The following is a 22270-nucleotide window of genomic DNA, read 5'->3' as shown; positions in this document are numbered from 1 at the left end:
TCTATGCGAAAACTACTTTACCGTACTCTGGCACTTTCCTATGGTGCCTACTTTAATTCCACGGCACTTTTCTCTGAAAAGGAGGCGGGAAAAAAGGCGTTCAAAACTTTTACGACCCCAAGAAAGGGCAGGATATTGCCAGTACAGCAAGAATACCTACAAGAGTATTTGGGCAAAAGGGTTAGGGTGAACAACACTGGGCTGCAGACCTATGAATGGCCAGGAACCGGGGAAACCGTACTTTTAATGCACGGTTGGGAAAGCAATGCCTTTAGGTGGCGGTATCTTATTGAAAAATTACAGGAAAGGGAATTCAATATCATTGCCTTTGATGCTCCGGGCCATGGATATTCCGAAGGAAATAGTTTAAATGTGGTCACCTATGCGGACAGCGCTCGGCAACTCATAGACCTATACCGGCCCAAACATATTATTGGCCATTCTATGGGGGGACTTGCCACCCTTCATAATCAATATCAAAATCCCAACACCTCCATCGAAAAAATAGTGACTTTGGGAGCCCCGGCCGAACTCTCCGAGTTAATGGCACATTACCAGAACCTGGTCAAGTTCAACAAGAAGGTGTTAGAGGCCTTGGATAAGCACGTATATGAGCATTTCAACTTTAGAATTCACGATATCTCCACCCCCAAGTTTGCCAAATCCATTGACCAGAAGGGGCTCATTATACATGATGAATGGGATACAATAACCCCGTTCAACGCTTCCGAACGTCTCCACCAAAACTGGAAAAACAGCAGCTTAATAAAAACCACCGGGCTTGGCCACTCCTTGCACCAAGAGGAAATCAACTTACAAATAGTAGACTTTTTATTGTCTTAAATTTGCAATGCAATTTTATTCCCCAACCAATTTCCTTTTTAAAATATGCTTATTTTTAGAAAGTTTTACAACCCGTATTCCATAAATTAAAGAATCTAATATATGTCTGAAATTACTCCCTTCCATATTGCCATTCCTGTCCATAATTTAGCCGAATGCCGTAAATTTTACGGGGAAATATTAAACTGTGAAGAAGGAAGAAGCAGTGATCATTGGGTGGACTTTAATCTGTTCGGTCACCAATTGGTAATCCATTACAAACCTAAGGCCAAGGGCGAAGAATTGCACGTTAACCCTGTAGACGGCAAAGATGTTCCCGTACCGCATTACGGAGTGGTCCTGCCTTGGGATACTTTTAAATCCTTTTCGGAAGAACTTATTGCAAAAGGGGTAAGCTTTGTTATTGAGCCCTATATCCGTTTTAAGGGAGAGGTTGGCGAACAGGCCACCATGTTCTTTCTGGACCCTGCAGGGAATGCCCTGGAATTCAAGGCCTTTAAGGATATGGGACAATTGTTTGCCAATTAACCAATCCAATACCTAAACTTTAGGTTCATGAAAAACCTTTATAGGTTTTTCATGAACTTCATATTGTGCGTCATACTCTCAAAAGGGGTACTGGCATACTCCTCTTGTTCTATAAATATATACTTAAGTCCGGATTCCTTTTTATATTTCAGCATTTGGGCTATGTCCAAACCTCCTTTTCCAAACTCGGTGCTTTCCTTTTTCACCATGTCCATATCCTTCAAATGCCATAATGGAAACCTACCTTCATACTTTCTAAAATAATCCAAAGGATCCTTCCCGGCAACCACGACCCAACCTAGATCAAGTTCCATATGCACCAGGTTGGCTTGGGTATTTTTCAACAGGATATCATAGAACACTTCCCCGTTTTCGGATTCAAATTCATATTCGTGATTATGGTATCCGAATTTAATATTTCTACTGCTACATTCTTCCCCTGCCTTATTAAAGGCTTCGGCTACGGCCTTATAGTTGTCCGCTGTTTGTCCTTCCGTAGGCATGGAGGAACAAATTAGATATTCCTGTCCGGCCTCGGCCGCCTGATCCATGGTCTCCTTCCAATGTTCGTCCAAGGCTACATGGCCGCTTCTGAGGGTCATCCCCAGATCTTCACAAACACCTTTCATTTCTTTCGGCTTTAGACCGTAATACAGTCCCTTGGTACTTCTTGCCGATTCAATTTGTTTAATTCCCAAGGCCGCTATTTTCTTTAAAGTACCAACAGCATCTTCCAACATCTCGTCACGAAAGGTATACAATTGAACCCCTAAATTCTTTTTTGGATTCTTATACGGCAAAGTAAAGGATGGTAATAAAACCACACCTGCTGCCAACATTCCTGACTGCATTAAAAATTCTTTTCTCGTTGTCATATTCTATCCTTTATATTACTGTGACCATGAGGTTGGTTTTCTATCCCACCTATGGCCTTTCAATTCCTTATATAACCCTATTGGTAAGCCTTTGCCATCACTTAAGGCCGTATTCATTAACACGTTCTTTTCCTTGCGCATTCCAGGAATTATAGTATTTACCGTTTTGTTCATTGTAATAAAGCGCAAAGCCATTTCTGCCATGGTCATCCCTTCCGGAACAACCGGTCTCAACAGATCTGCCCTTTCCGCACTTGCAATTAAATTCTCGGGAACAAAATATGTCCCCCGCCAATCCCCTTCCGGAAATTTAGTCTCTTTGGTAATATTCCCGGTCAAGGTACCTTCATCAAAAGGCACCCTTGCAATGACAGCAATATCCAAGGCTGAACATAAGGGGAAAAGAACATCCTCCGGAGCTTGGTCAAAAATATTGTAAATCACCTGCACCGCATCAAAGGCTCCTGTTTTAAGGGCCTTGATACCATTTTCTGGCTCCCAGCGGTTTACACTGATACCCATGGCTGCTATCTTCCCTGACTTTTTTAAATCTTCAACAGCTCTTTGCCACTCCTCACGATCGGACCAACTGTCGTCCCAGGTATGGAACTGCATTAAATCCAATTGCTCCGAGCGTAAATTCTTCAGGGTCTTTTCCGTATATTCTACAATATGGGACGTAGGATAGGATTCCTCTAAACTATATTCCGGTTTTGCCGGCCATTTAAAATTTTTAGCTGGGATCTTGCTGGCGGTAAAAAGTTTTTTATTGGGATATCTCCGCAATAGATCGCCCAGTAATTTTTCACTGTGCCCATGCCCATAGGCCCAAGCCGTATCGAAAAAATTAACTCCGTTTTCCACGGCCAGATCCAATGACTTGGCAGACAATAGATCGTCGGACTCTGTCCATCCGCCCATGCCCCACATTCCATATCCTATTTCACTTACATCCCACTGGGTTCTACCAAATTTTCTTTTGATCATACTTCTTGTTTACTTTCTTACTCCTTGAAATCCCGTATACTAGTTAATGTGAGTTTAATTTAAAATTAAATACAAATACCTAAAGACCAACCTATTAAAGTTAATGCTCTGTCTCCTGGAGCGCAGTCGAGAGGTTATTGACAATTATAGCTTTAAAATAAGGTCTCGACTGCGCCCGCCTGAACGGAACGGGCAGGCTCGACCGGACAACATTACACTAAGCAACTCATTCACAATTAAAATCAATCGAACTCACCTTATTTATACATCAATACTGATGGAAGGCATCGGAGACAAATTCCAAAACCACGGGAAGGGACTCCCGCCAATAGGTCCAACTATGACGTCCTTCCCTTACCCTATATTCATGGGGCACCTCTTTCTTTTTCATGGCAATGTGCACTAAACTATTGCCTTCATAAAGAAAATCATCGTCCCCACAATCTATGTACCATCTAACCGATTTTAAATCTTCCAGGGATGAAGCCTGTATTAGGGATAGGGCATTGTGCTTTTCATAATAGGCACTTACAAGGCCATCTTCATAACTCTCATTATTACTTTTAAGTCTTTGTTTAAATTCGTCTAAACTTAAGGCTCCGATATAGGCACTTAAAGGACAGGCCGAAGAAAACAGTTCGGGATGGCGCAACGCGTACATAAACGATCCACCGCCTCCCATGGAAAGTCCGGCTATGGCCCTAAAGCGTTTCTCCCCCTTAATGCGATACTTCTTCTCTACATAGGGCATTAACTCTTCAAAAAAGAAATCCTCATACCTCCAATCCCCTTTAATGGAATTAAAATATCCCCTGGTTCCCGTGTTGGCGTCTGGCATAACAATAACCATAGGAGTAGCCTTGCCCTCTTTAATGGCGTTATCCGTAATGCGCAACACCTCTCCAAATTGCACCCAACCCGTTTGATCATCACCAGCACCGTGCAACAAATACAATACAGGGTAACTCCTATTGGAAGTTTCGTAATCCGGTGGCAGATATACGGCAAATTTCCTTTCACTTTTTAGGATTTCACTCTTCATTGTGAGTGCGTCAAATACCTTTCCGGTCTGCGCGTTGGAGACGGCCAGGCACATTAGCGTACATAGCAATAATAGATTGTTTCGCATATTTATCAAATTTCTACCGAAGCAGTATAAATTTATGATTGGGTAAGGGAGGCAAATATTTACTGAAGCCCAGGAATTTCAACCATTTCGTTCACGTCCACATCATAATCTACCCCATCTACCATAAACCCGAACAAATTGAAGAAATCTTTTTCATAGCCCTTAAGGTCACCAATTTTAGGCAAGGTTTCCGTAGTGGCCTCTTTCCATAGTTCTGCTACCCTGGCCTGCACATCTGCGCGCATTTCCCAATCATCTATTCGTATTCTTCCTTTATCATCTGTAGGTGTTGTGCCTGCATACAATCTATCTTGGAACAAACGTTGGATCTGCTCTATACAACCTTCATGTATACCTTCTTCCTTCATTACCTTGTACAATAGGGATATGTATAACGGAATTACAGGTATGGCAGAACTTGCCTGGGTTACCAATGCCTTATTCACGGAAACATAAGCTTTCCCATTTAACGGTTTTAAACTGTCCGATATGGTAAAAGCAGTAGCCTCCAAATGATCCTTGGCACGACCAATGGTACCTTTTCTATACACTGCCTCTGTAAGCGAAGGGCCAATATAAGAATAGGCTATAGTAGTAAATCCTTCTGAAAGCAATCCTTCACTTTTTAAATCATCGATCCACATTTTCCAGTCCTCACCTCCCATCACGGCAACCGTATTCTCTATATCATCCCCTTGGGCCGGTTCTATGGATACTTCGGACACTGCCCCAGTATGAAAGTCCACCGTTTTGTTTTGAAATTTCGCTCCTATGGGCTTTAAGACCGATTTATACTTTACCCCGGTATCCGGATGCGTCCTTACCGGTGAAGCCAAGCTATAAATAACCATATCTATTTGGCCCAAATCGGCTTTGATCAGGTCCAAGGTTTGTTTTTTAATTTCATTGGAGAAGGCATCCCCGTTTATACTTTTGGCATACAATCCTGCCTTATGTGCTTCCTTTTCAAAGGCGGCACTGTTGTACCAGCCTGGCGAGGCCGGCCTGCCCTCTGAAGGCGGTTTTTCAAAAAACACCCCTATTGTAGCAGCTCCGGATCCAAAGGCACTGGTAATCCTCGAAGCCAAGCCAAATCCAGTGGAAGCTCCTATTACCAATACTTTTTTAGCGCCATCAATGGCCCCTTTGGATTTTATATATTCAATTTGATCAATAACATTTTGTTCACATCCTTTAGGATGGGAGGTAAGGCATATAAATCCGCGTGTTCTAGGCTCTATTATCATTTCTTAATTTATTTTCTGCACTTTCCCAATATGGAATATGTAGTAGTGCATATTATTTATAATTTTCCCAATTATCGAAGATATATAAAAGATTCAAAAGATAAAGTTGTAGTGGGGAAAATTGCATCCTATTGTGCAGATTTAAATAAAACTACACCGATGCTAAGGCAATTGTTCCGACAAAAATCGCTTAACATTCTCGCCCATTATGGCTCTTATCTCCAATTCTGAAAACCCTTGGTTCATTAATTCCTGAACAATAAAAGGCAGGCCGGTTACATCAATAGGTGTTGTGGCTGCCCCATCAAAATCGGACCCAAGGGCCACATGCTCAATGCCGACTAGGTCACGGACATACTTCATAGCCTCCACAATGTGCTTAATCTCCCCTTTTATGGCACCCTTAAAGAACCCAATGCCTATTAGTCCGCCGGATGCTGCAATTCTATTTATATGGCGATCCGAAATATTCCGGGGGCTATCCTTGGTCCCTTTAACGCCAGTGTGCGACACCACTACTGGTCGGGTAGTTTGGTCAAGTATTTCATCTATCATTTTTGGGGAGACATGTGCCAAATCAATTATGACACCCAAGCGGTTCATCTCGTGAATTACCTCCCTGCCGAAATCGGTAAGCCCTGCCCCGGAAAGACCATGTGCAGACCCACCTAGTTCGTTATCAAAAAAATGCGTGGGAGCCATCATTCTAACCCCTTCGTAATAAAGATTTTGTAGATTATCCAAATTCCCTTCCAGACAATGGGCACCTTCAATTCCCAAGAAACCTCCGATCACCTCAGGGTCTGTTTTTTTTAATTCGATCAAATTTTTTAAATCCTGGCGCGATTTCACCAATAAGAATTTGCCGGCATACTTACCTTGGTAGTCCTGCAAAGCCCTTGCCTGGTACTCGGCCCGCTTATAAAGGCTAAACCACTTATCTGGCAGTCGGCCCTGTACGAAATTCAACATCGTAATTTTATCGAAGGCGTCCGCACTGTTCTGCTTAAAATTCTGTCCTTTGGGAGATTTGGTAACAATGGTAAAAGCCTGCAAGCTCATATTTGCCTGCTGCATGCGCGGAAAATCCAAATGTGCATAATCCAGCTTTTTTGTCAAGTCCCTATCCCATAACAAGGCGTCGCAGTGCAAATCTGCAATAAACTCCAATGACTTATACAATTTTTTTGCTTCGGCTCCCAGTTGCCTGGGATCGCTATATTCAACAAGGTTCATCTGCTTGTCCAAGATGGGAGACACAATAAACGTTGCCAAGAAATATAGAAGGAGGACAATGGCCAAAGCGTACCTAAGAAATTTTTTCATGCAATTTCGCCTGTTTAACGAGCTAAAAATTAATCAAAATAAATTAAAAACCGCTATAAAGTATATTGATTTATAAATTTTAAAACCCAATTGAGCAGGTATCTTTTTGGTGTTCCCCGAAAACATAAAGGTCACAAAACAAAAATGAAAATTAAACGTTATTACATTAAATTGAATTTGGACACACCTACTAAAATCTGAACTCATGAAAAAAATAATCTACTTAGCCACATTCCTATTTTGCACGCTAACCATCAGCAGTTGTACCAACGACGAAGATGAGGAAAAAATTGATGTCCTAACGCCTACCGACAGTACCCAAAACTCTCTAGAGATTTTTGAACCAACGGAATAGGCATAAAAAAAGGTCGGTTTGGAGAATATCATGCTCTAAACCGACCTTTATATTATCATTTTACTTCCTTAACAAGCCCTTTCAAAGTTGCCTCCCAATCATTTAAAGGTAATCGTAAAGGTTGCCCCTTTATTAACTTCACTTTCTACCGCAATAGTACCCCCTAGACTATTAATATGATTATATACCAGGTAAAGTCCAACCCCTTTACTATCTCCATTATTATGGAATTTTTGATTGAGTCCAAAAATTTTACTCCCAAATTTTTCCATGTCAAAACCAAGACCATTATCTGAATATATTAGCTGTTTTTTTCCCTCTACAACTTGTGATTTTATAGAAATTACAGGTGGAACATCTGGCCTGGCGTATTTAATGGAATTGGTCAACAGATTCAGAAAAATACTTTCCATATAATTGAGGTTGTGCCGTACACTGCCCAGTGCAGAAAAATCTACCTTAAAAGTTACCCGGGCATTATTCAACAAGGAACTTATGGATTGTTTAACCTGCTGTAGGACTATTTCAAAATCTACCTCCTTTAAATCTATCTGAGAGCTGTCTTTTTTAGTCAAAAGGTCTACATAGTTGTTTAGTGAATTGTTGATGCCTTCCGTAGCCATCTTCATATAATCCAAGGTTTCCAATATTTCATCATCATCAATTTTACTAAAATCCAAAAACCCGAATATGGACAATAGGTTGTTTACCGGAGACCTTAAATCATGGGATGTGGTATAATTGAGCTGTTTTAATTCTTGATTTTTATTTACTAGGTCAATAAGATGTTCTATACGCTCTTTTTCCAATTTCTTTTTGTGGGTAATATTTTTGGCAATAGCATATATAAGATTTTCATCCTCCAAGGGAATCGACGTCCAATGCAACCAAACTATTTCTCCCGATTTGCAGACATATCTGTTTTCATAATTCACCAAAGGGACATTGTTTGTCAAATTATCCCTATATCTGGCTGTCATATCCCTATCCTCCTCATAAATAAACTCTCGTATTTGTCTGGAAAACAACTCCTCTTCAGTATAGCCCAATAGTTGCACCAATGCTGGATTTACTTTTTTAAAATAGCCGTCATAACCGGCTATACATAATAAATCCATGGAAAGATTAAAAAAGGGTTCTAGGCTAAGGTCTTTTGTTTTTTGCATGCTCCTGATAAGATAAGGGTAATATACGGTTTTTAAACAAAAAAATAAATACTTCTACCGGTACTGCCCAAGACCAAACTCCGAGGTGTTTGTATAACAAACACAAAAAGCTCCTGTTTCAAATCTCGTCATGAGGATCTGGGTAAAAACAAAAAAACCGCAGATAAAATAAATGCGGTCTTTAAGCATTATTTTTGGCTTCTATGCCTTTCCCGTGCCAACAAGGTATTTTTCAACAACATGGCAATAGTCATTGGCCCCACACCTCCGGGAACCGGGGTAATATAAGAGGCCTTCTTGCTCACATTTTCAAAATCAACATCGCCAGTAATATAATATCCTCTTTCTTTGGTGTCATCAGGGACACGGGTAATACCCACATCGATGATTACCGCATCATCCTTCACCATTTCGGCTTTTAAAAAGTTGGGCACTCCCAATGCCGAAATAACTATATCAGCCTGCGAAATTATCTGGGTTATATTTTTGGTATGGCTATGGGTCAAGGTTACCGTGGAGTTACCGGGCCAGCCTTTTCTTCCCATAAGTATGCTCATAGGCCTACCCACAATATGGCTACGACCAATAACCACTGTATGTTTCCCTTTGGTCTCTACTTTATATCTTTCCAAAAGTTCCAATATACCAAAAGGCGTGGCAGGAATAAAAGTACTCATATCCAGGGCCATCTTTCCAAAATTGGTAGGATGAAATCCGTCCACATCCTTATCCGGATCCACTGCCAAAAGAACACGTTGTGTGTTGATCTGCTCTGGTAAGGGCAATTGGACAATAAATCCGTCTATATCGTCATTCTGATTAAGTTCTTCTATCTTGTTCAACAACTCCTGTTCCGAAGTAGTGCTTGGTAACTGCACCAAGGTAGATTCGAATCCTACTTTCTCACAAGACCTTACCTTGCTACCAACATAGGTAAGACTGGCACCGTCGTTCCCAACGATAACTGCCGCCAAATGTGGCACCTTTTCTCCACGCTCCCTCATTTTAGCCACCTCAGCGGCTATTTCCTCCTTAATTTGATTCGATACTTTTTTACCGTCCAGTAATTCCATTTTTTCTTGTATTCAGTTTACAGTGGCAGTTGGCAGTCCCTTAAACACCATACTTGCCCTGGTTGTTAATCATGTATTGTAATAATCGTCCTGTTTCCAAACTTCCTTCAATAAGGTTCCTTTTTATCAACAGCTGATATATTTTGACAAGATTCGGTAAATTTCAACCAAACCTGGGCTTCCGAATTTTCACTATCAGCATCTGTCAACTTGCTGATAAAATATTTATCATATCCCCCGAGCCAACTGCCATATTCCCAAATCTTCAAGCCTTTCAACCTTTGCCATTAGGACATCTCATTTACACCAGGAACCTTGAACCTTGAACCTTTAACCTTTAACCTTGAATAAAATTACTTCATCCCCTTCATGGCCCCCATCATCTGCATCATCTTTTTGCCGCCGCCGCCCTGCATCATCTTCATCATCTTGCTCATTTGATCAAACTGCTTCAGCAATTGATTTATTTCCTGAATGCTGGTACCACTGCCTTTGGCTATCCGCTTTTTACGGCTAGCATTTAATTTGGCAGGGGTAGATCGTTCATCCGGGGTCATGGAATGTATAATGGCCTCTATATGTTTAAAGGCGTCATCATCTATATCCAAACCTTTTAATGCCTTTCCAGCACCTGGGATCATCCCCATAAGGTCTTTAAGACTCCCCATCTTTTTTATCTGCTGGATCTGGCTTAAAAAGTCATCGAAACCAAATTTGTTCTTGGCTATCTTCTTCTGGATTTTTCTGGCCTCTTCCTCATCAAACTGTTCCTGAGCCCTTTCCACCAAAGAAACCACATCTCCCATACCAAGAATTCTCTCGGCCATACGGGAAGGGTAGAAGACATCTATGGCATCCATCTTTTCCCCAGTACCTATAAACTTAATTGGTTTGTTTACGACCGACTTAATTGAAATGGCCGCACCACCACGGGTATCACCATCCAATTTTGTTAAAATTACCCCGTCAAAATTAAGAACATCATTAAATGATTTGGCGGTATTAACAGCATCCTGACCAGTCATGGAATCGACCACAAACAGGGTTTCCTGAGGCTGAATGGCTTTATGGATATTGGCAATTTCATTCATCATTTGCTCATCCACAGCCAAACGACCTGCCGTATCTATAATAACTACATTAAAACCATTGGCCTTTGCATGGGCAATACCTGCTTTTGAGATGGCAACGGGATCATTATTTCCCCGGTCCGAAAAAACCTCAACACCAATCTGTTCCCCAACTACATGAAGTTGGTCTATCGCTGCAGGCCTATAGACATCACATGCCACCAACAATGGTTTTTTAGTCTTTTTGGTTTTAAGGTAATTGGCCAATTTTCCTGAAAAGGTAGTTTTACCCGAACCTTGTAAACCGGACATTAGGATAACGGAAGGCGTACCGGATAAATTGATGCCCTCTGCGTCTCCGCCCATAAGCTCCGTAAGCTCATCCTTCACCAATTTTACCATTAACTGGCCTGGCTGAAGGGAGGTCAACACATCCTGTCCCAATGCCTTTTCCTTCACCTTATTGGTAAACTCCTTGGCAATTTTAAAGTTGACATCCGCATCCAAAAGTGCCCTACGCACTTCCTTTAAGGTTTCCGCAACATTGATCTCTGTAATTTGTCCATGTCCTTTTAGAACATGTAACGCCTTATCCAACTTTTCACTTAAATTATCAAACATAGTCTTACTGTATTATCAGGAAAGCGCAAATTTAAGAATAACTGCCGTAAGTGTGAAGCTTGGGATGAAAAATATAAAAGTAAAAAAAGGGCAGCTTCCTGAAGAAGCCACCCTTTTCCAAAAATTGGGGCAAAATTTTTATTTCTTTTCGAAGACCAGAACTTCTACACTGTTCTCATTAACCATCTTCAACTCTATACGATCATTGGTAATGGAGACAATTTTCCAATCGTCCATTAAGACCTGCATAGCAGTCGCCAAGCCAAAATTAAGATAACATTTCAATTCCCCTTCACTATCCCTGATTATTCTCCATAGTCCTGGGTAAGTAGGTCCAGTTTCTCCTGCTGTAACATTAATAGCAAGTTCGGCCTGAAAGGCAAAGGTAAAGGCAGCATAATTCTGGGTTTCATCATTATCACCCTCCATATATTTTGCAATCATCCATTCGCCACCCATCATAATATTTCTTATCTCGGCAACATCGTCATCATCGGAATTATTATCACAAACCCTTTCCAAAATAAGTTCATAATTATCATCTTCAATACTAAAGCCTAAGCGTTTGTCCCTAAGATCGGACAACAACCATTCAAAACTTACCCCTGGCTCGTCCCCCATGGTAATTGCCATAACCAAACGCCCTTGGGCATTGGTAGTAACAGCCCATGTTCCTTCGGAAATATTGGACTCGTTACTTAAAGTCACCACTCCTTCAGCATGAAAACTAAACTCATATCCTAAAAGCCTATCAACATCCTCGTTGTTCAGCTTCACCTTTTTTATGACCCAGCTACATTCCTTCAAAATTTCCCTCAAGGTATCCGGTGTATTATCTACGATATCACATGCCTTTTTCATAATTATCCGCTCCCCTTCTCCGGCATACAACTTAATTTTACCATCTTCCAGGTCATAAACAAACCACTCCAGATCAAAATCGGCCAAGGCTTCAAACTCCAACTTCAACAATACTCTGTTGTCTCCAATTCTGGTACTCCAAGTTCCCATTAAACTGTTACCGACCCTATCTTTCATTACCACATTCCCGTCTTCGGTAAAATTCATTACGTAGTCAAAATACTGACCTGTGTTGTCCACATTGGCCCTTATTACTTCATTTACCAACCATGGGCAGGCAACAAGATATTCCTCCAAACGCTCTTGGGTAAAGTCATCATCATAATCGTCATCATCATCCTCATCACATTCACTTTTGGCAGTTTCAATAGCATTGGCCAATTCGGCATTATTATTAACACTAACCTTGGTATCATCATATAACTCCAATGTAATTGGGAAATCGAAACTAAGTAGATCATCGTCCCCACGCTCCGCAAAATAGCGTCTTAATTGCATATCATTTTGCACAGTTACATTACCGGTTTGCTGCAGATTAATATCAAAGGAATAAACCACTATTGGATACACAAAATCTATACATTCTATGTCATCATCATCCCCACCTTCAATACATTCCTCGACCTTTTCACGAAGTTGTTCCTTGTTGTTTATGGTAATTTCGGTATAATCCGACAAGGTAATCTGTATAGGGAAAATAATTTCCAAGATATCATCATCTACCTCCACCTCATTAAAAAGCTGCTTTATCAACTTTAAATCTTCAACAGCATCTATATTAACATCTAGGCCATTTACATTTACCACATAAGGAAAGTTAATTGCAAAACAACTTGCCCCATCCACAATATTGTCATAAGAACCATCTTTAGAGGAAGTTCTTTTTATTAATTGTGCCGTACTGGAACTTGCCAATATGGCTTCCTGACTATCCTCACCAGGCAATTCTTCAAATTCTTCCTGGCAGGAAGTAAAACTTAATGCTACAAGAAGTAGGCTCGAGAACATTAAATATGACATAAACTTTTTCATAACGATTTGGTTTTTATTTGTTCGTATATCTCTAAAACAACTCACTTTTAAAATACCCTACCCAATTTTTCATTTTTTTTAAAATATCTTTGAAAAAATTAAAAACGACCAGGATTGAAAGCTATCAAAGAAGAACATGTATGCAAGGATGACGTTTACGCCTCAATCTTCAGCACTTATTCCAAAACGGTCTTTAACTATATATATTATAAGTTTGGCAACGAGGAAAAAGCGTATGACGTTGTACAGGAAGCATTTATAAAATTATGGGAGAATTGTTCCAAGGTTGCTCCAGATAAAGCAAAGTCCTATGTATATACCATTGCCAACAATTTATACCTGAATGTTTTAAAGGCGGAAAAAGTAAGATTAAAATACGCGCCCGAGACCAGTGCAGTTGTAAATGAGTCCCCGGACTTTTTATTGGAAGAACAGGAATATAAAGAAAAATTGGAACGGGCGTTGGCGGCTTTACCCGAAAACCAACGTACTACCTTTTTATTGAATAGGATCGATGGAAAGAAATATGCGGAAATAGCCGAGATGGAAGGTGTAAGTGTAAAAGCCATCGAAAAAAGAATGCACCTGGCCCTAAAAACACTTAGGGAACAGATTGAAGGGATATAAAAGACGGTAATGAGTATTTAGTAATGAGTAAATGAGCTATTGGATTGTTTTATACTATATAGTGTTATAAAATTTATATTTTATTCAGCAGTCCCAATCCCAAAACCCAATACTAAAACCTAAATACCAATAATAAATGTTTATTTGAAAGTAGGGTATTTTCTTTTTTGATTGTTATACCTATATAAAGCTAGAAACCATGCAAGAAAATTATTTGGCAAAATGGCTCAACAACGAACTCACGGAAGAGGAGTTGTCTGAATTTAAGGAGTCCAAAGAATATGCCTCGTATTTAAAACTACGGGAGGCCACCAATAATTTGGCAGCGCCAGACTTTGACATGGCCAAGGCTTTTGAAGACCTCAACAAACACAAGGCTTCCACTAAGAGCAAAGTAATTAAACTTAATCCCTATAAAAAATACATGGGCATCGCTGCTGCCATAGCCCTGATTTTTGTTGCCTCCTTTTTGTACTATGGCAATTTAAACGAAGAAATAAGTACGCAATATGCCGAAAGGGCCCAAATAGTGCTTCCGGACGCATCGGAGGTTCAACTAAATGCCGATTCCCAAATTTCGTACAGCAAAAAAAATTGGTCCAAAAAAAGAGATATAGCACTGAACGGAGAAGCTTTTTTTAAGGTTGCCAAGGGCAAGCGTTTTACCGTAACAACAGAGAATGGAACTGTTACCGTTCTAGGCACACAATTTAATGTAGAAAATAGAAAAGGTTATTTCGAAGTAGCCTGTTACGAGGGTTTGGTAAGTGTCATCTACAACAAGGAGGAGGTTAAACTTCCCGCCGGTAATTCCTTGGTGGTTATAAATGGTGAATTACAGGCCCTGAAAATACCAAATATCAAGGAACCATCTTGGATAAGGAACGAAAGCAGTTTTAAGAGTATTCCCTTGAAATTTGTTTTGGATGAATTTCAAAGACAATTCAATATTGAAGTCGCTACCGAAAATATTGATACCAATCAATTATTTACAGGATCCTTTAGCAATACCGATAAGGAATTAGCGTTGCAAAGTATAAGTACTCCTTCTCAGATCAAGTTTAAACTAGAGGGGAATAAAGTGCTATTTTATGCTGAAACACAATAAATACGTTGTATTTGTCATTGCCCTATATTTGTTTCTACTAGTTCCTTATTCCAATTGGGCACAAGAAAATAGTGCACAAAAAGTAAATCTAATTAGCTATTTGGAAGAACTGGAACGGGAGTTCAACATTAAGTTCTCCTATGTGGATCAGGACTTGGGTCAGCTGCAGTTTTCCGTTCCGGATACCGATTCACTACCCCAAATACTGGAAGAGCTCCGCAAACAGACCCTGCTGGACATTACTAAACTCAATGACCGTTATTTTGCCATATCCAAAAGCAAGTTCGTGGATATCTGCGCCAATGTGGTGGACAACTTTGAGAACAGCACCATCATGAATGCTACCGTGGAGGTTTTGGGCAGTAATATATCCCAAATTACCGATCTGGAAGGACAGTTCAAAATAAAGGAGGTACTCAGAAATGCGAATATCGCGATCAAACATCTTGGCTTTAAAACCAAATATTTGAGCGCGGAAGAACTGGCAGCTAACAATCCCTGCAAGACTATTTTATTGTCTCCAAATTATCAGCAATTGGAAGAAGTTGTTGTCTATCAATTTCTTACCACAGGTATTACCAAAGAACCGGATGCCAGCATTGAACTCAATACGGATAAATTCGGAATTTTACCTGGTCTTATAGAGCCTGACGTACTACAGACCATACAAGCATTGCCCGGTATTAAGAGTGTAGATGAGACCGTATCCGATATTAATGTTCGGGGAGGCACCAACGACCAAAATTTAGTGTTGTGGGATGGTATAAAAATGTACCACTCCGGACATTTTTTTGGTTTGATCTCTGCCTTTAATCCCTATTTGATCGAAAATGTGAACATCATAAAAAATGGGACCAGTGTACAATATGGCGATGGTGTGAGCAGTGTGATAAATATAAGGACTAGAAACGATATCGGCGATTCATTCGTGGGCGGGGCAGGATTTAATCTATTAAGTGGCGATGTTTTTGGACAACTACCCCTTTCCGAGAAAGTATCCGTTCAGTTTTCAGGAAGGCGATCTACCACAGATATTATAAATACCCCAACTTACAATCGGTATTTTGATAAAGTGTTTCAGGACAGCGAGGTCAAGGAAAACAACAACTCCTCCAATCCCGAAAACACAGTTAGGGACGAAAACTTTTATTTCTATGACTTTACGGGTAAACTGCTTTATGACATCAATGAAAATCAGAAGGCCAGACTAAGTTTTATCAATACCAACAACCACCTTAAATACACTGAAAAAACTGAGGAGGGCACTGCTAAAAGCTTATTGGAACAGACCAATCTTTCCTTTGGGGGAAGCTTGGAAAGTAAATGGACGCCTAGATGGAGCACTCATTTAAACCTGTATTACACCCGTTACAATTTGGATTCCCAAAACATTCCTTCACAGTCCCAACAGCTTTTTCAGAGTAACCAGGTTTTGGAAAAGGCAATAAAGTTGAACTCTAATTACAACCTGGGGCAAAACCTTAATTGGTTGAACGGATATCAGCTTAATGAGGTAGGCATAACCAACTTTACCCAAGTTACCCAACCCGCATATAGAAGCAACATAAAAGGGGTAATTATGACCCATTCCTTATTTTCTGAGTTGGATTATAGGTCGAAAAATGAAAAATTTAATGCCAGGGGCGGACTTAGACTGAATTACATTAAAAACCTAAAGACCTTTAAAACCTTTGATGGAGTTATTCTAGAACCTAGATTAAACATAAATTATGCTTTGACCGACGGCCTTAAGACCGAATTACTGGGAGAATTTAAAAGTCAGACCACCAACCAAATAATCGATCTGGAACAGAATTTTCTGGGGATAGAGAAAAGGCGATGGACACTTTCTGACAATGAAATACTGCCCATTACAAAAAGCAAACAAATATCCCTTGGGATAAACTATGACAAAAATACACTTTATGTAGGTGTTGAAGGGTTCTACAAAAAGGTAGACGGTATAAGCACGGCTACACAGGGATTTCAAAACCAAGATCAATTCAACGGCGAAATAGGAAAATACGATGTATCCGGAATAGAATTCTTGATCAACAAAAAAACTGCAACCTATAGCACATGGCTCAGTTATGCCTACAACACCAATAATTACACTTTTGAGAATATAACGCCCAACCAGTTTCCTAACAACCTGGACATTAGGCACACTTTAACCTTTGCAGGCACCTATACTTATAAGAGTTTTAGAATGGGACTTGGAGCCAATTATCACACGGGAAGGCCGTACACCAAGCCACAGGAAGGCAACAATTCTATAATACTGAATGTTTTCCCAAATCAAATTAACTACGAGGATCCCAACAGCAGTAGACTCCCAGCCTATCTAAGGGCAGATGCTTCATTTATCTACAACTTCAAGATTAGCGAAGGAATAAAATCGTCCGTAGGTGCTTCAGTCTTAAACCTTTTGAACAAAAAAAATATCCTGAATATCTATTACAGGATAAATGAACAAAACGAAATTGAAACCATAGAAAGGGTTTCCTTGGGTATTACCCCCAACTTTAGTTTCCGAATGAGCTTTTAGCGCACCTCCTGTTTTTTACAAAACAATTAATCAAACTCACTTCAAAATAAAGGCCCTTGGATCTTTGCCATAAAAAAAGCCGGAAGCTTTAGGATAACACCTATCCAAAACTCCCGGCATATAAATAAATAATCAATCAAATTATTTGCTCAAATCCTTAATTCTAATATTTCTAAAGGCCAATTCTGCACCATGGCCCAAGAAACCAATATGACCTGTATTCCTTTCCAGGCCTGGGTGATCCTTATGGTCTGCCGTCCCGTTCTTGGACGCTTCTTTCCAATCTCCATCCACAATGACAGTGCCGTTCAAGGTTATTTTTACATGATTCCCCTTAACGATTACTTCTTGTGAATTCCACTCCCCTACCGGGTTCAGGGCACCTCTTTTGGCCGCAATAATTCCGTATACAGACCCATGATATTGGTAAGGTTTTAGATTGGCGTATATTTCAGCTGTATCGTCCAAAATCTGCAATTCTTTACCTTCATAGGCGGCATCACCCTTTAAGGGAGCATGAATACCCAAACCGTTATTGGCGCCAGGGGTTAATTTAAAATCAAATCTGAAAATGAAATCCGAATATTCTTCAGCTGTAAACAAGTTGCCATGTCCACCTCTTTTAGGGCGTACCAAAAGCTCATTGTTTTCCATGATATAATCCGTCTTATTTCCTACCCAATGATCTAGATCCTTACCATTCAACAAGGATTTAAAACCTTCCTTCTTTTCTTCCTCGGTCAACTGATCATCACCAGAACCTATTTCCCTTACATAAATATTCCTAAAGCCCAGGTCTTCCCCATGGGCCTGCAATTCAATAGCCTCTTTGGCAAAAATAGCCTGCTTGCGATCCCAATAGTTTTCCAAAACCACATTATCCGTTACCAAGACTCCATTTAAGTGTACCGTAACGCGCTCACCTACCATTTTAATTCTAAAAGTATTCCATTCATCTATGGGGTTATCGGCCACCTGTAACGGTTTGCTCTCATGTTTCTGGTTGTTGTACAAACCACCTGAACCCACTTGGGCACCAGCATCTACTCTGGCAATGTCCCATATTTGAACCTGAGGTGTACCTCTAAGATAAATACCGCTGTCACCGCCATTGGTAATCTTCCAATCCACGATCATTTCAAAATCGCCATAATCCTTTACCGTACAGATATTATTATATCCTTCCCCTTTAAAACCGATAACACCGTTTTCTATATACCAATCCTTCATCATTTGCTCATTGGCCTTGGCTTGTTCCGCTGCCAATTTTCTTGAGGACATTTTGGAACGGGCTATTGGATTTTGCACCAAACCTTCCCATCCTGTAAAGTCCTTGCCATTAAAGATCGACACAAAGCCTTTTTCATTGGGCATTTTATCCAAAAATTCCTTTACATCTATTTTTATATACTGACTATCGGGACCTGTAAGGTTGTCGATACTTCTAGAGACAATATCCCTAACCACTTCACCGCTTAAACCATCTTGTTTACCCGGAGTAGGCAAAGCAATGGCAATGGCCACATTTGATGCCGTTGTCAACAAATCTTGGTCATCTAAATAGTCCGATACAAAAATCAGGGAAAGAAAGGTTTTTATAGTCCGTGCTGCAGAAAGTACTTGTTTCTTTTCTTCGATAGTTTTGGCTTCGGGCATCAACTTCCTCACCAAAAGCAACTTCTGGTCAGCAGGGTAATCAGATTTTCTAACCTTGGCCAGATAGTTGTTAAACGCATTTTTCCTGATAGCGGCATCAGAACTAGCCGTGGCCGTCTTAAATAGATATGGCAATGCATCATTGTTTTTCCAGCTGGACAAGGCATCCAATGCTATCATTTTCTCACTATCATTACCTGTAGAAAGTCTTTGGGAAACTAATTCCAATGCCTCCTGGTTACTTAAAGAAGCCAATACAGGTAATAATTTTGACTTATCCGCAGCCATTTTATACTCCTTGAACACAGCATCCGCATATTTGCCATTACTTTCATCCAGAATGCTCAATATGGCCTGCTGTGCATTTTTTATGTTTTCGGACTTATCGGTCTTGTTCAATAGACTTATTAAAGTGGAAAAATCCTTCTCTGTTGAAATAGAGGGCAAAGCCTTGTATACCGCACCAGCAACATTTTCACTTCCTGATTCGATATACGCTACCAGCGTACCAAATTGATCCGTTGCGTTTCTGGCCGCCAAAACATTGACCAATACTTCCTTGCCAGCCTCATTTACATTGGGTAGCTGACCTGCTAATACCCCACTATCCTTGGCATCGCACAATCTCAATAAGGTTTCCTCCACAGCACTATATTCCTCAGGGGAAGTAGCCAATTTTAAACTGTTGAACAATACCGGCAAGGCCTTGTTCTTATCTTGATAGGATAATGATTTTATTCCGGCCTCACGTACAGAAACATCCTTGTCTTCCACTGCCTTCAAAATAACCTTATCAAAAACAACTGCGCCATCACTTTTACTGAGCATTCTTATTATAAGCGGCTTAATTTCAGTAGATGACTTCTTATACTGTTTTACCCAAAGTGAAACCTCAGTGGATGTAAGATCGGAACCAGCGGCATCCAATACGGCACCAACATAATTCTTATTGCTGTTCTTGGATTCCTTCAACAAAGTCTTGGTAAAGGCAGTGCCTTCATTGGCACTCAACATATGAATTCCCGCAGATCGATAATGTAATTGGTCATCCAGCTTGCAATTTTTAAGCAAAGCGTTGGCCACGGTGTTACTTAAGCCTTTATTGCCTTTCTTTTGCAGTTTATTGCCATAGTGAATAAAGGCTATAATACTTTTGGTGTCGTCCAATTGATAATTGGAGCTGGCTACAGCCTTTTCCAATACCTCGTATGAAGTTGGACTTCCTATTTCGGCCAAAGCCATCAAAGCTCTTTGTTGAACTGTTTTTGACGATGAGTTCACCTTAGCTTTCAATACTTCTTCGGCAGGAGCAAATTGCAAGGCTCCCAAAGCCTCTACAAAAGCAGCTTGCTTTTTCACATCCCCGAGCTCTGTAGCTTCAAGAATAGCCAAGGAGGCGTCTGTTGTGCCTATGGCCGTTAAAGCGGCCAATGCAGGCTTAAACAGGTCATTATTGGACAGATACTTGCTTAAAACCGGAACGCTTACATCTGTTCCAACGTAAATTAATCGGTCCATTAAAAAGGTCTTTACCTCATCGTTGGAGGCAGACCCCAGCGCCTTTAACAAGGCATTTTCAACTACACCGTTCTGAATTAGAGGTTCTTCGCCGCCACTGTAAATGGCCACACTCTGGATGGCATACCTGGCCTTGGTGTCATCCCCGCTCCCTAGCGGCACAAGCTTATCCGTAATTTTTAGGATCCCATCCCCACCCAAGTCGATTATTTCCTGCATTAAGCGATCTGAATGATCAAGATCTTCCGTTGGCAACTGCATCAAAATATCGGCTACCTTGGTGTCCAAGGTTCTATTGTCCTGTGCACTAATGGCAAGTGTGCCCATAAATAGCATTAGCACACCTATGTTTTTATATAATGTATTCATTTTATAATTCTAGTATTTGGTTAATAAGCCCAAGAGGACCTCATTGGTTGATCTATTAATCGATTGGCTTCCTCATCATTGATAAACTCCTGTTTTACAGGATCAAACTCCAAGGTACGACCCAATCTCAAGGCTATAATACCCATGTTCACAACCGTTGCGGAACGGTGGCCATTCTCTTCGTTAAGTGCAAATTTCTGTCTAGTTTTTACCGATTCCGAGAAAACGGTGATCTGCTCCTCTGGATCAGGTATACTATTGATCAAGCCCTCTATATTGGGGATGGTAGATTTAAATCCGTTATATACTTTCCCGTTGGGCCCTTCAATATATGCGGCATCCTTATCCCTGTTTTCACCATCGAGAATAATCTGACAACCATCGGCATAGGTATAGGTAATTCTTCTCCAGGTACCTATGGCATCATAGTGCTGCTCCGGTGCATCTACCTCAACCTTAACCGGACTGGTGTTATCTTTTCCTAAAAAGTATTGTACCGGATCAATATAGTGCTGGCCCATATCTCCCAATCCACCACCATCGTAGTCCCAATACCCTCTAAAGGTACCGTGTACCCTATGTGGATGATAAGGCTTTTCCGGTGCCGGCCCTAGCCACATATTATAGTCCAATTCTGCAGGCACGGGTTGAGGCGTTAAATTTTCCTTACCAACCCAATAGAATTTCCAATTAAATCCAGTAACCCCGCTAATGGTCACTTTTAGCGGCCACCCTAGGGCACCACTATCCACTACCTTCTTCAACTTTTTTACCGGAGTACCCATTCCATAAAAATTATCCTTAAAACGGAACCAGGTATTTAAGCGGAACATCTTGCCGTGCTGTTGCATGGCCTCCACTACTTTTTTACCTTCACCAATGGTCCTTGTCATCGGCTTTTCGCACCAAACATCCTTTCCTGCTTCCGCAGCCATTATAGACATAAGACCATGCCAATGGGGAGGAGTGGCTATATGTACAATATCCACATCCGGTCTCTGCAAAACTTCCCTAAAGTCGCGGTATCCTTTTACACCACTTCCCACTTTTTGTAGGGTACTGGACAAGTGATTGGCATCAGCGTCACAAATTGCCAATAGCCTTGTTCCTTCATAATCCAAATGTCCTTGGCCCATGCCCCCAACACCTATTACGGCCTTGGTCAGTTGATCGCTAGGCGGAATAAAATTCGTCCCTCCCATGACATGTCTTGGAATTATACTGATTCCTGCAGCTGCCACTAGCGACTTTCTAACAAAATCCCTACGGCTGGTTGATTTTTTCTCCATCTATGCTTATTCTATTAATTATTTGAAGTTTCAATATTTAAA

Annotated in this window: 17 protein-coding genes; 6 read left to right on the top strand and 11 right to left on the bottom strand. The window is 40.6% G+C overall.

Annotated features, from left to right (window positions below):
• The first annotated feature begins 3 nt into the window (after positions 1-3).
• Together MWU82_RS08655 and MWU82_RS08650 are read left to right on the top strand one after the other, a co-directional pair.
• Entirely contained in the window at positions 4-843 is an 840-nt protein-coding gene (locus tag MWU82_RS08655) for an alpha/beta hydrolase (protein ID WP_247096105.1), read from the top strand.
• 102 nt (positions 844-945) lie between these two features.
• Complete coding sequence (locus MWU82_RS08650; RefSeq protein ID WP_247096104.1) at positions 946-1371, top strand: VOC family protein; 426 nt, start codon at positions 946-948, stop codon at positions 1369-1371.
• A gap of 38 nt (positions 1372-1409) precedes the next feature.
• Here MWU82_RS08650 and MWU82_RS08645 read toward each other — a convergent pair whose 3' ends face one another.
• From MWU82_RS08645 to MWU82_RS08625, 5 genes are all read right to left on the bottom strand, one after another.
• On the bottom strand, positions 1410-2246 hold the full coding sequence (locus MWU82_RS08645) for a sugar phosphate isomerase/epimerase (protein WP_247096103.1): 837 nt from the start codon (positions 2244-2246) through the stop codon (positions 1410-1412).
• Between the two features lie 15 nt (positions 2247-2261).
• Complete coding sequence (locus MWU82_RS08640; protein WP_247096102.1) at positions 2262-3233, bottom strand: aldo/keto reductase; 972 nt, start codon at positions 3231-3233, stop codon at positions 2262-2264.
• A 268-nt stretch (positions 3234-3501) separates the two neighbouring features.
• On the bottom strand, positions 3502-4362 hold the full coding sequence (locus tag MWU82_RS08635; RefSeq protein WP_247096101.1) for an alpha/beta hydrolase-fold protein: 861 nt from the start codon (positions 4360-4362) through the stop codon (positions 3502-3504).
• Positions 4363-4421: 59 nt separating this feature from the next.
• A complete protein-coding gene (fabV, locus tag MWU82_RS08630; RefSeq protein WP_247096100.1) occupies positions 4422-5609 on the bottom strand; it encodes an enoyl-ACP reductase FabV in 1188 nt (395 codons plus the stop codon).
• 162 nt (positions 5610-5771) lie between these two features.
• Positions 5772-6935: a dipeptidase gene (locus MWU82_RS08625; protein ID WP_247096099.1), complete on the bottom strand. Its 1164-nt coding sequence runs from the start codon at positions 6933-6935 to the stop codon at positions 5772-5774.
• Between the two features lie 205 nt (positions 6936-7140).
• On the opposite strand from MWU82_RS08625, the gene MWU82_RS08620 reads away from it, so the two are divergent.
• Positions 7141-7290 (top strand): hypothetical protein, encoded by a 150-nt coding sequence (locus tag MWU82_RS08620; RefSeq protein WP_215946024.1) that lies wholly within the window; start codon positions 7141-7143, stop codon positions 7288-7290.
• Positions 7291-7388: 98 nt separating this feature from the next.
• On the opposite strand, the gene MWU82_RS08615 is transcribed toward MWU82_RS08620, so the two are convergent.
• From MWU82_RS08615 to MWU82_RS08600, 4 genes are all read right to left on the bottom strand, one after another.
• Positions 7389-8456, bottom strand: a complete 1068-nt coding sequence (locus MWU82_RS08615) for a PAS domain-containing sensor histidine kinase (protein WP_247096098.1) — start codon at positions 8454-8456, stop codon at positions 7389-7391.
• Between the two features lie 188 nt (positions 8457-8644).
• Positions 8645-9529, bottom strand: coding sequence for a bifunctional 5,10-methylenetetrahydrofolate dehydrogenase/5,10-methenyltetrahydrofolate cyclohydrolase (locus tag MWU82_RS08610; RefSeq protein WP_215946026.1), 885 nt, complete (start codon positions 9527-9529; stop codon positions 8645-8647).
• Positions 9530-9882: 353 nt separating this feature from the next.
• The gene (gene ffh, locus MWU82_RS08605; protein ID WP_072863704.1) at positions 9883-11220 is read right to left on the bottom strand and encodes a signal recognition particle protein; all 1338 of its coding nucleotides are present in this window, start codon (positions 11218-11220) and stop codon (positions 9883-9885) included.
• 138 nt (positions 11221-11358) lie between these two features.
• Positions 11359-13113, bottom strand: a complete 1755-nt coding sequence (locus MWU82_RS08600) for a hypothetical protein (protein WP_247096097.1) — start codon at positions 13111-13113, stop codon at positions 11359-11361.
• Between the two features lie 114 nt (positions 13114-13227).
• Here MWU82_RS08600 and MWU82_RS08595 point away from each other — a divergent pair, with 114 nt between their 5' ends.
• The 3 genes from MWU82_RS08595 (at position 13228) to MWU82_RS08585 (ending at position 17396) form a co-directional block, all read left to right on the top strand.
• Positions 13228-13740 carry an RNA polymerase sigma factor gene (locus MWU82_RS08595; protein ID WP_215946029.1) on the top strand — a complete coding sequence of 171 codons (513 nt, stop codon included), beginning with the start codon at positions 13228-13230 and terminating at the stop codon, positions 13738-13740.
• A gap of 199 nt (positions 13741-13939) precedes the next feature.
• Complete coding sequence (locus tag MWU82_RS08590; RefSeq protein ID WP_247096096.1) at positions 13940-14848, top strand: FecR domain-containing protein; 909 nt, start codon at positions 13940-13942, stop codon at positions 14846-14848.
• On the top strand, positions 14832-17396 hold the full coding sequence (locus MWU82_RS08585) for a carboxypeptidase-like regulatory domain-containing protein (RefSeq protein WP_247096095.1): 2565 nt from the start codon (positions 14832-14834) through the stop codon (positions 17394-17396). The genes MWU82_RS08590 and MWU82_RS08585 overlap by 17 nt, the downstream gene beginning before the upstream one ends.
• Positions 17397-17537: 141 nt before the next feature.
• Here the strand turns inward: MWU82_RS08585 and MWU82_RS08580 are convergent, their stop codons facing one another.
• Both MWU82_RS08580 and MWU82_RS08575 read right to left on the bottom strand, forming a co-directional pair.
• Complete coding sequence (locus tag MWU82_RS08580; RefSeq protein WP_247096094.1) at positions 17538-20939, bottom strand: DUF1080 domain-containing protein; 3402 nt, start codon at positions 20937-20939, stop codon at positions 17538-17540.
• 20 nt (positions 20940-20959) lie between these two features.
• Positions 20960-22228, bottom strand: coding sequence for a Gfo/Idh/MocA family oxidoreductase (locus tag MWU82_RS08575; RefSeq protein WP_247096093.1), 1269 nt, complete (start codon positions 22226-22228; stop codon positions 20960-20962).
• Positions 22229-22270 lie beyond the last annotated feature (42 nt).

This window comes from Arenibacter sp. S6351L, assembly GCF_023016025.1.
In the GTDB taxonomy this organism is placed as follows: domain Bacteria; phylum Bacteroidota; class Bacteroidia; order Flavobacteriales; family Flavobacteriaceae; genus Arenibacter; species Arenibacter algicola_B.
This window is presented reverse-complemented; position numbering and strand designations above follow the sequence as displayed.

What these genes read in the sequence shown, in the direction of transcription:
- MWU82_RS08635 (WP_247096101.1), bottom strand. Translation starts at nt 4,362, where the DNA reads ATGCGAAACAATCTATTATTGCTATGTACGCTAATGTGCCTGGCCGTC.
- MWU82_RS08615 (WP_247096098.1), bottom strand. Translation starts at nt 8,456, where the DNA reads ATGCAAAAAACAAAAGACCTTAGCCTAGAACCCTTTTTTAATCTTTCC.
- ffh (WP_072863704.1), bottom strand. Translation starts at nt 11,220, where the DNA reads ATGTTTGATAATTTAAGTGAAAAGTTGGATAAGGCGTTACATGTTCTA.
- MWU82_RS08580 (WP_247096094.1), bottom strand. Translation starts at nt 20,939, where the DNA reads ATGAATACATTATATAAAAACATAGGTGTGCTAATGCTATTTATGGGC.
- MWU82_RS08575 (WP_247096093.1), bottom strand. Translation starts at nt 22,228, where the DNA reads ATGGAGAAAAAATCAACCAGCCGTAGGGATTTTGTTAGAAAGTCGCTA.
- MWU82_RS08645 (WP_247096103.1), bottom strand. Translation starts at nt 2,246, where the DNA reads ATGACAACGAGAAAAGAATTTTTAATGCAGTCAGGAATGTTGGCAGCA.
- MWU82_RS08620 (WP_215946024.1), top strand. Translation starts at nt 7,141, where the DNA reads ATGAAAAAAATAATCTACTTAGCCACATTCCTATTTTGCACGCTAACC.
- MWU82_RS08640 (WP_247096102.1), bottom strand. Translation starts at nt 3,233, where the DNA reads ATGATCAAAAGAAAATTTGGTAGAACCCAGTGGGATGTAAGTGAAATA.
- MWU82_RS08600 (WP_247096097.1), bottom strand. Translation starts at nt 13,113, where the DNA reads ATGAAAAAGTTTATGTCATATTTAATGTTCTCGAGCCTACTTCTTGTA.
- MWU82_RS08655 (WP_247096105.1), top strand. Translation starts at nt 4, where the DNA reads ATGCGAAAACTACTTTACCGTACTCTGGCACTTTCCTATGGTGCCTAC.
- MWU82_RS08610 (WP_215946026.1), bottom strand. Translation starts at nt 9,529, where the DNA reads ATGGAATTACTGGACGGTAAAAAAGTATCGAATCAAATTAAGGAGGAA.
- fabV (WP_247096100.1), bottom strand. Translation starts at nt 5,609, where the DNA reads ATGATAATAGAGCCTAGAACACGCGGATTTATATGCCTTACCTCCCAT.
- MWU82_RS08585 (WP_247096095.1), top strand. Translation starts at nt 14,832, where the DNA reads ATGCTGAAACACAATAAATACGTTGTATTTGTCATTGCCCTATATTTG.
- MWU82_RS08590 (WP_247096096.1), top strand. Translation starts at nt 13,940, where the DNA reads ATGCAAGAAAATTATTTGGCAAAATGGCTCAACAACGAACTCACGGAA.
- MWU82_RS08650 (WP_247096104.1), top strand. Translation starts at nt 946, where the DNA reads ATGTCTGAAATTACTCCCTTCCATATTGCCATTCCTGTCCATAATTTA.
- MWU82_RS08625 (WP_247096099.1), bottom strand. Translation starts at nt 6,935, where the DNA reads ATGAAAAAATTTCTTAGGTACGCTTTGGCCATTGTCCTCCTTCTATAT.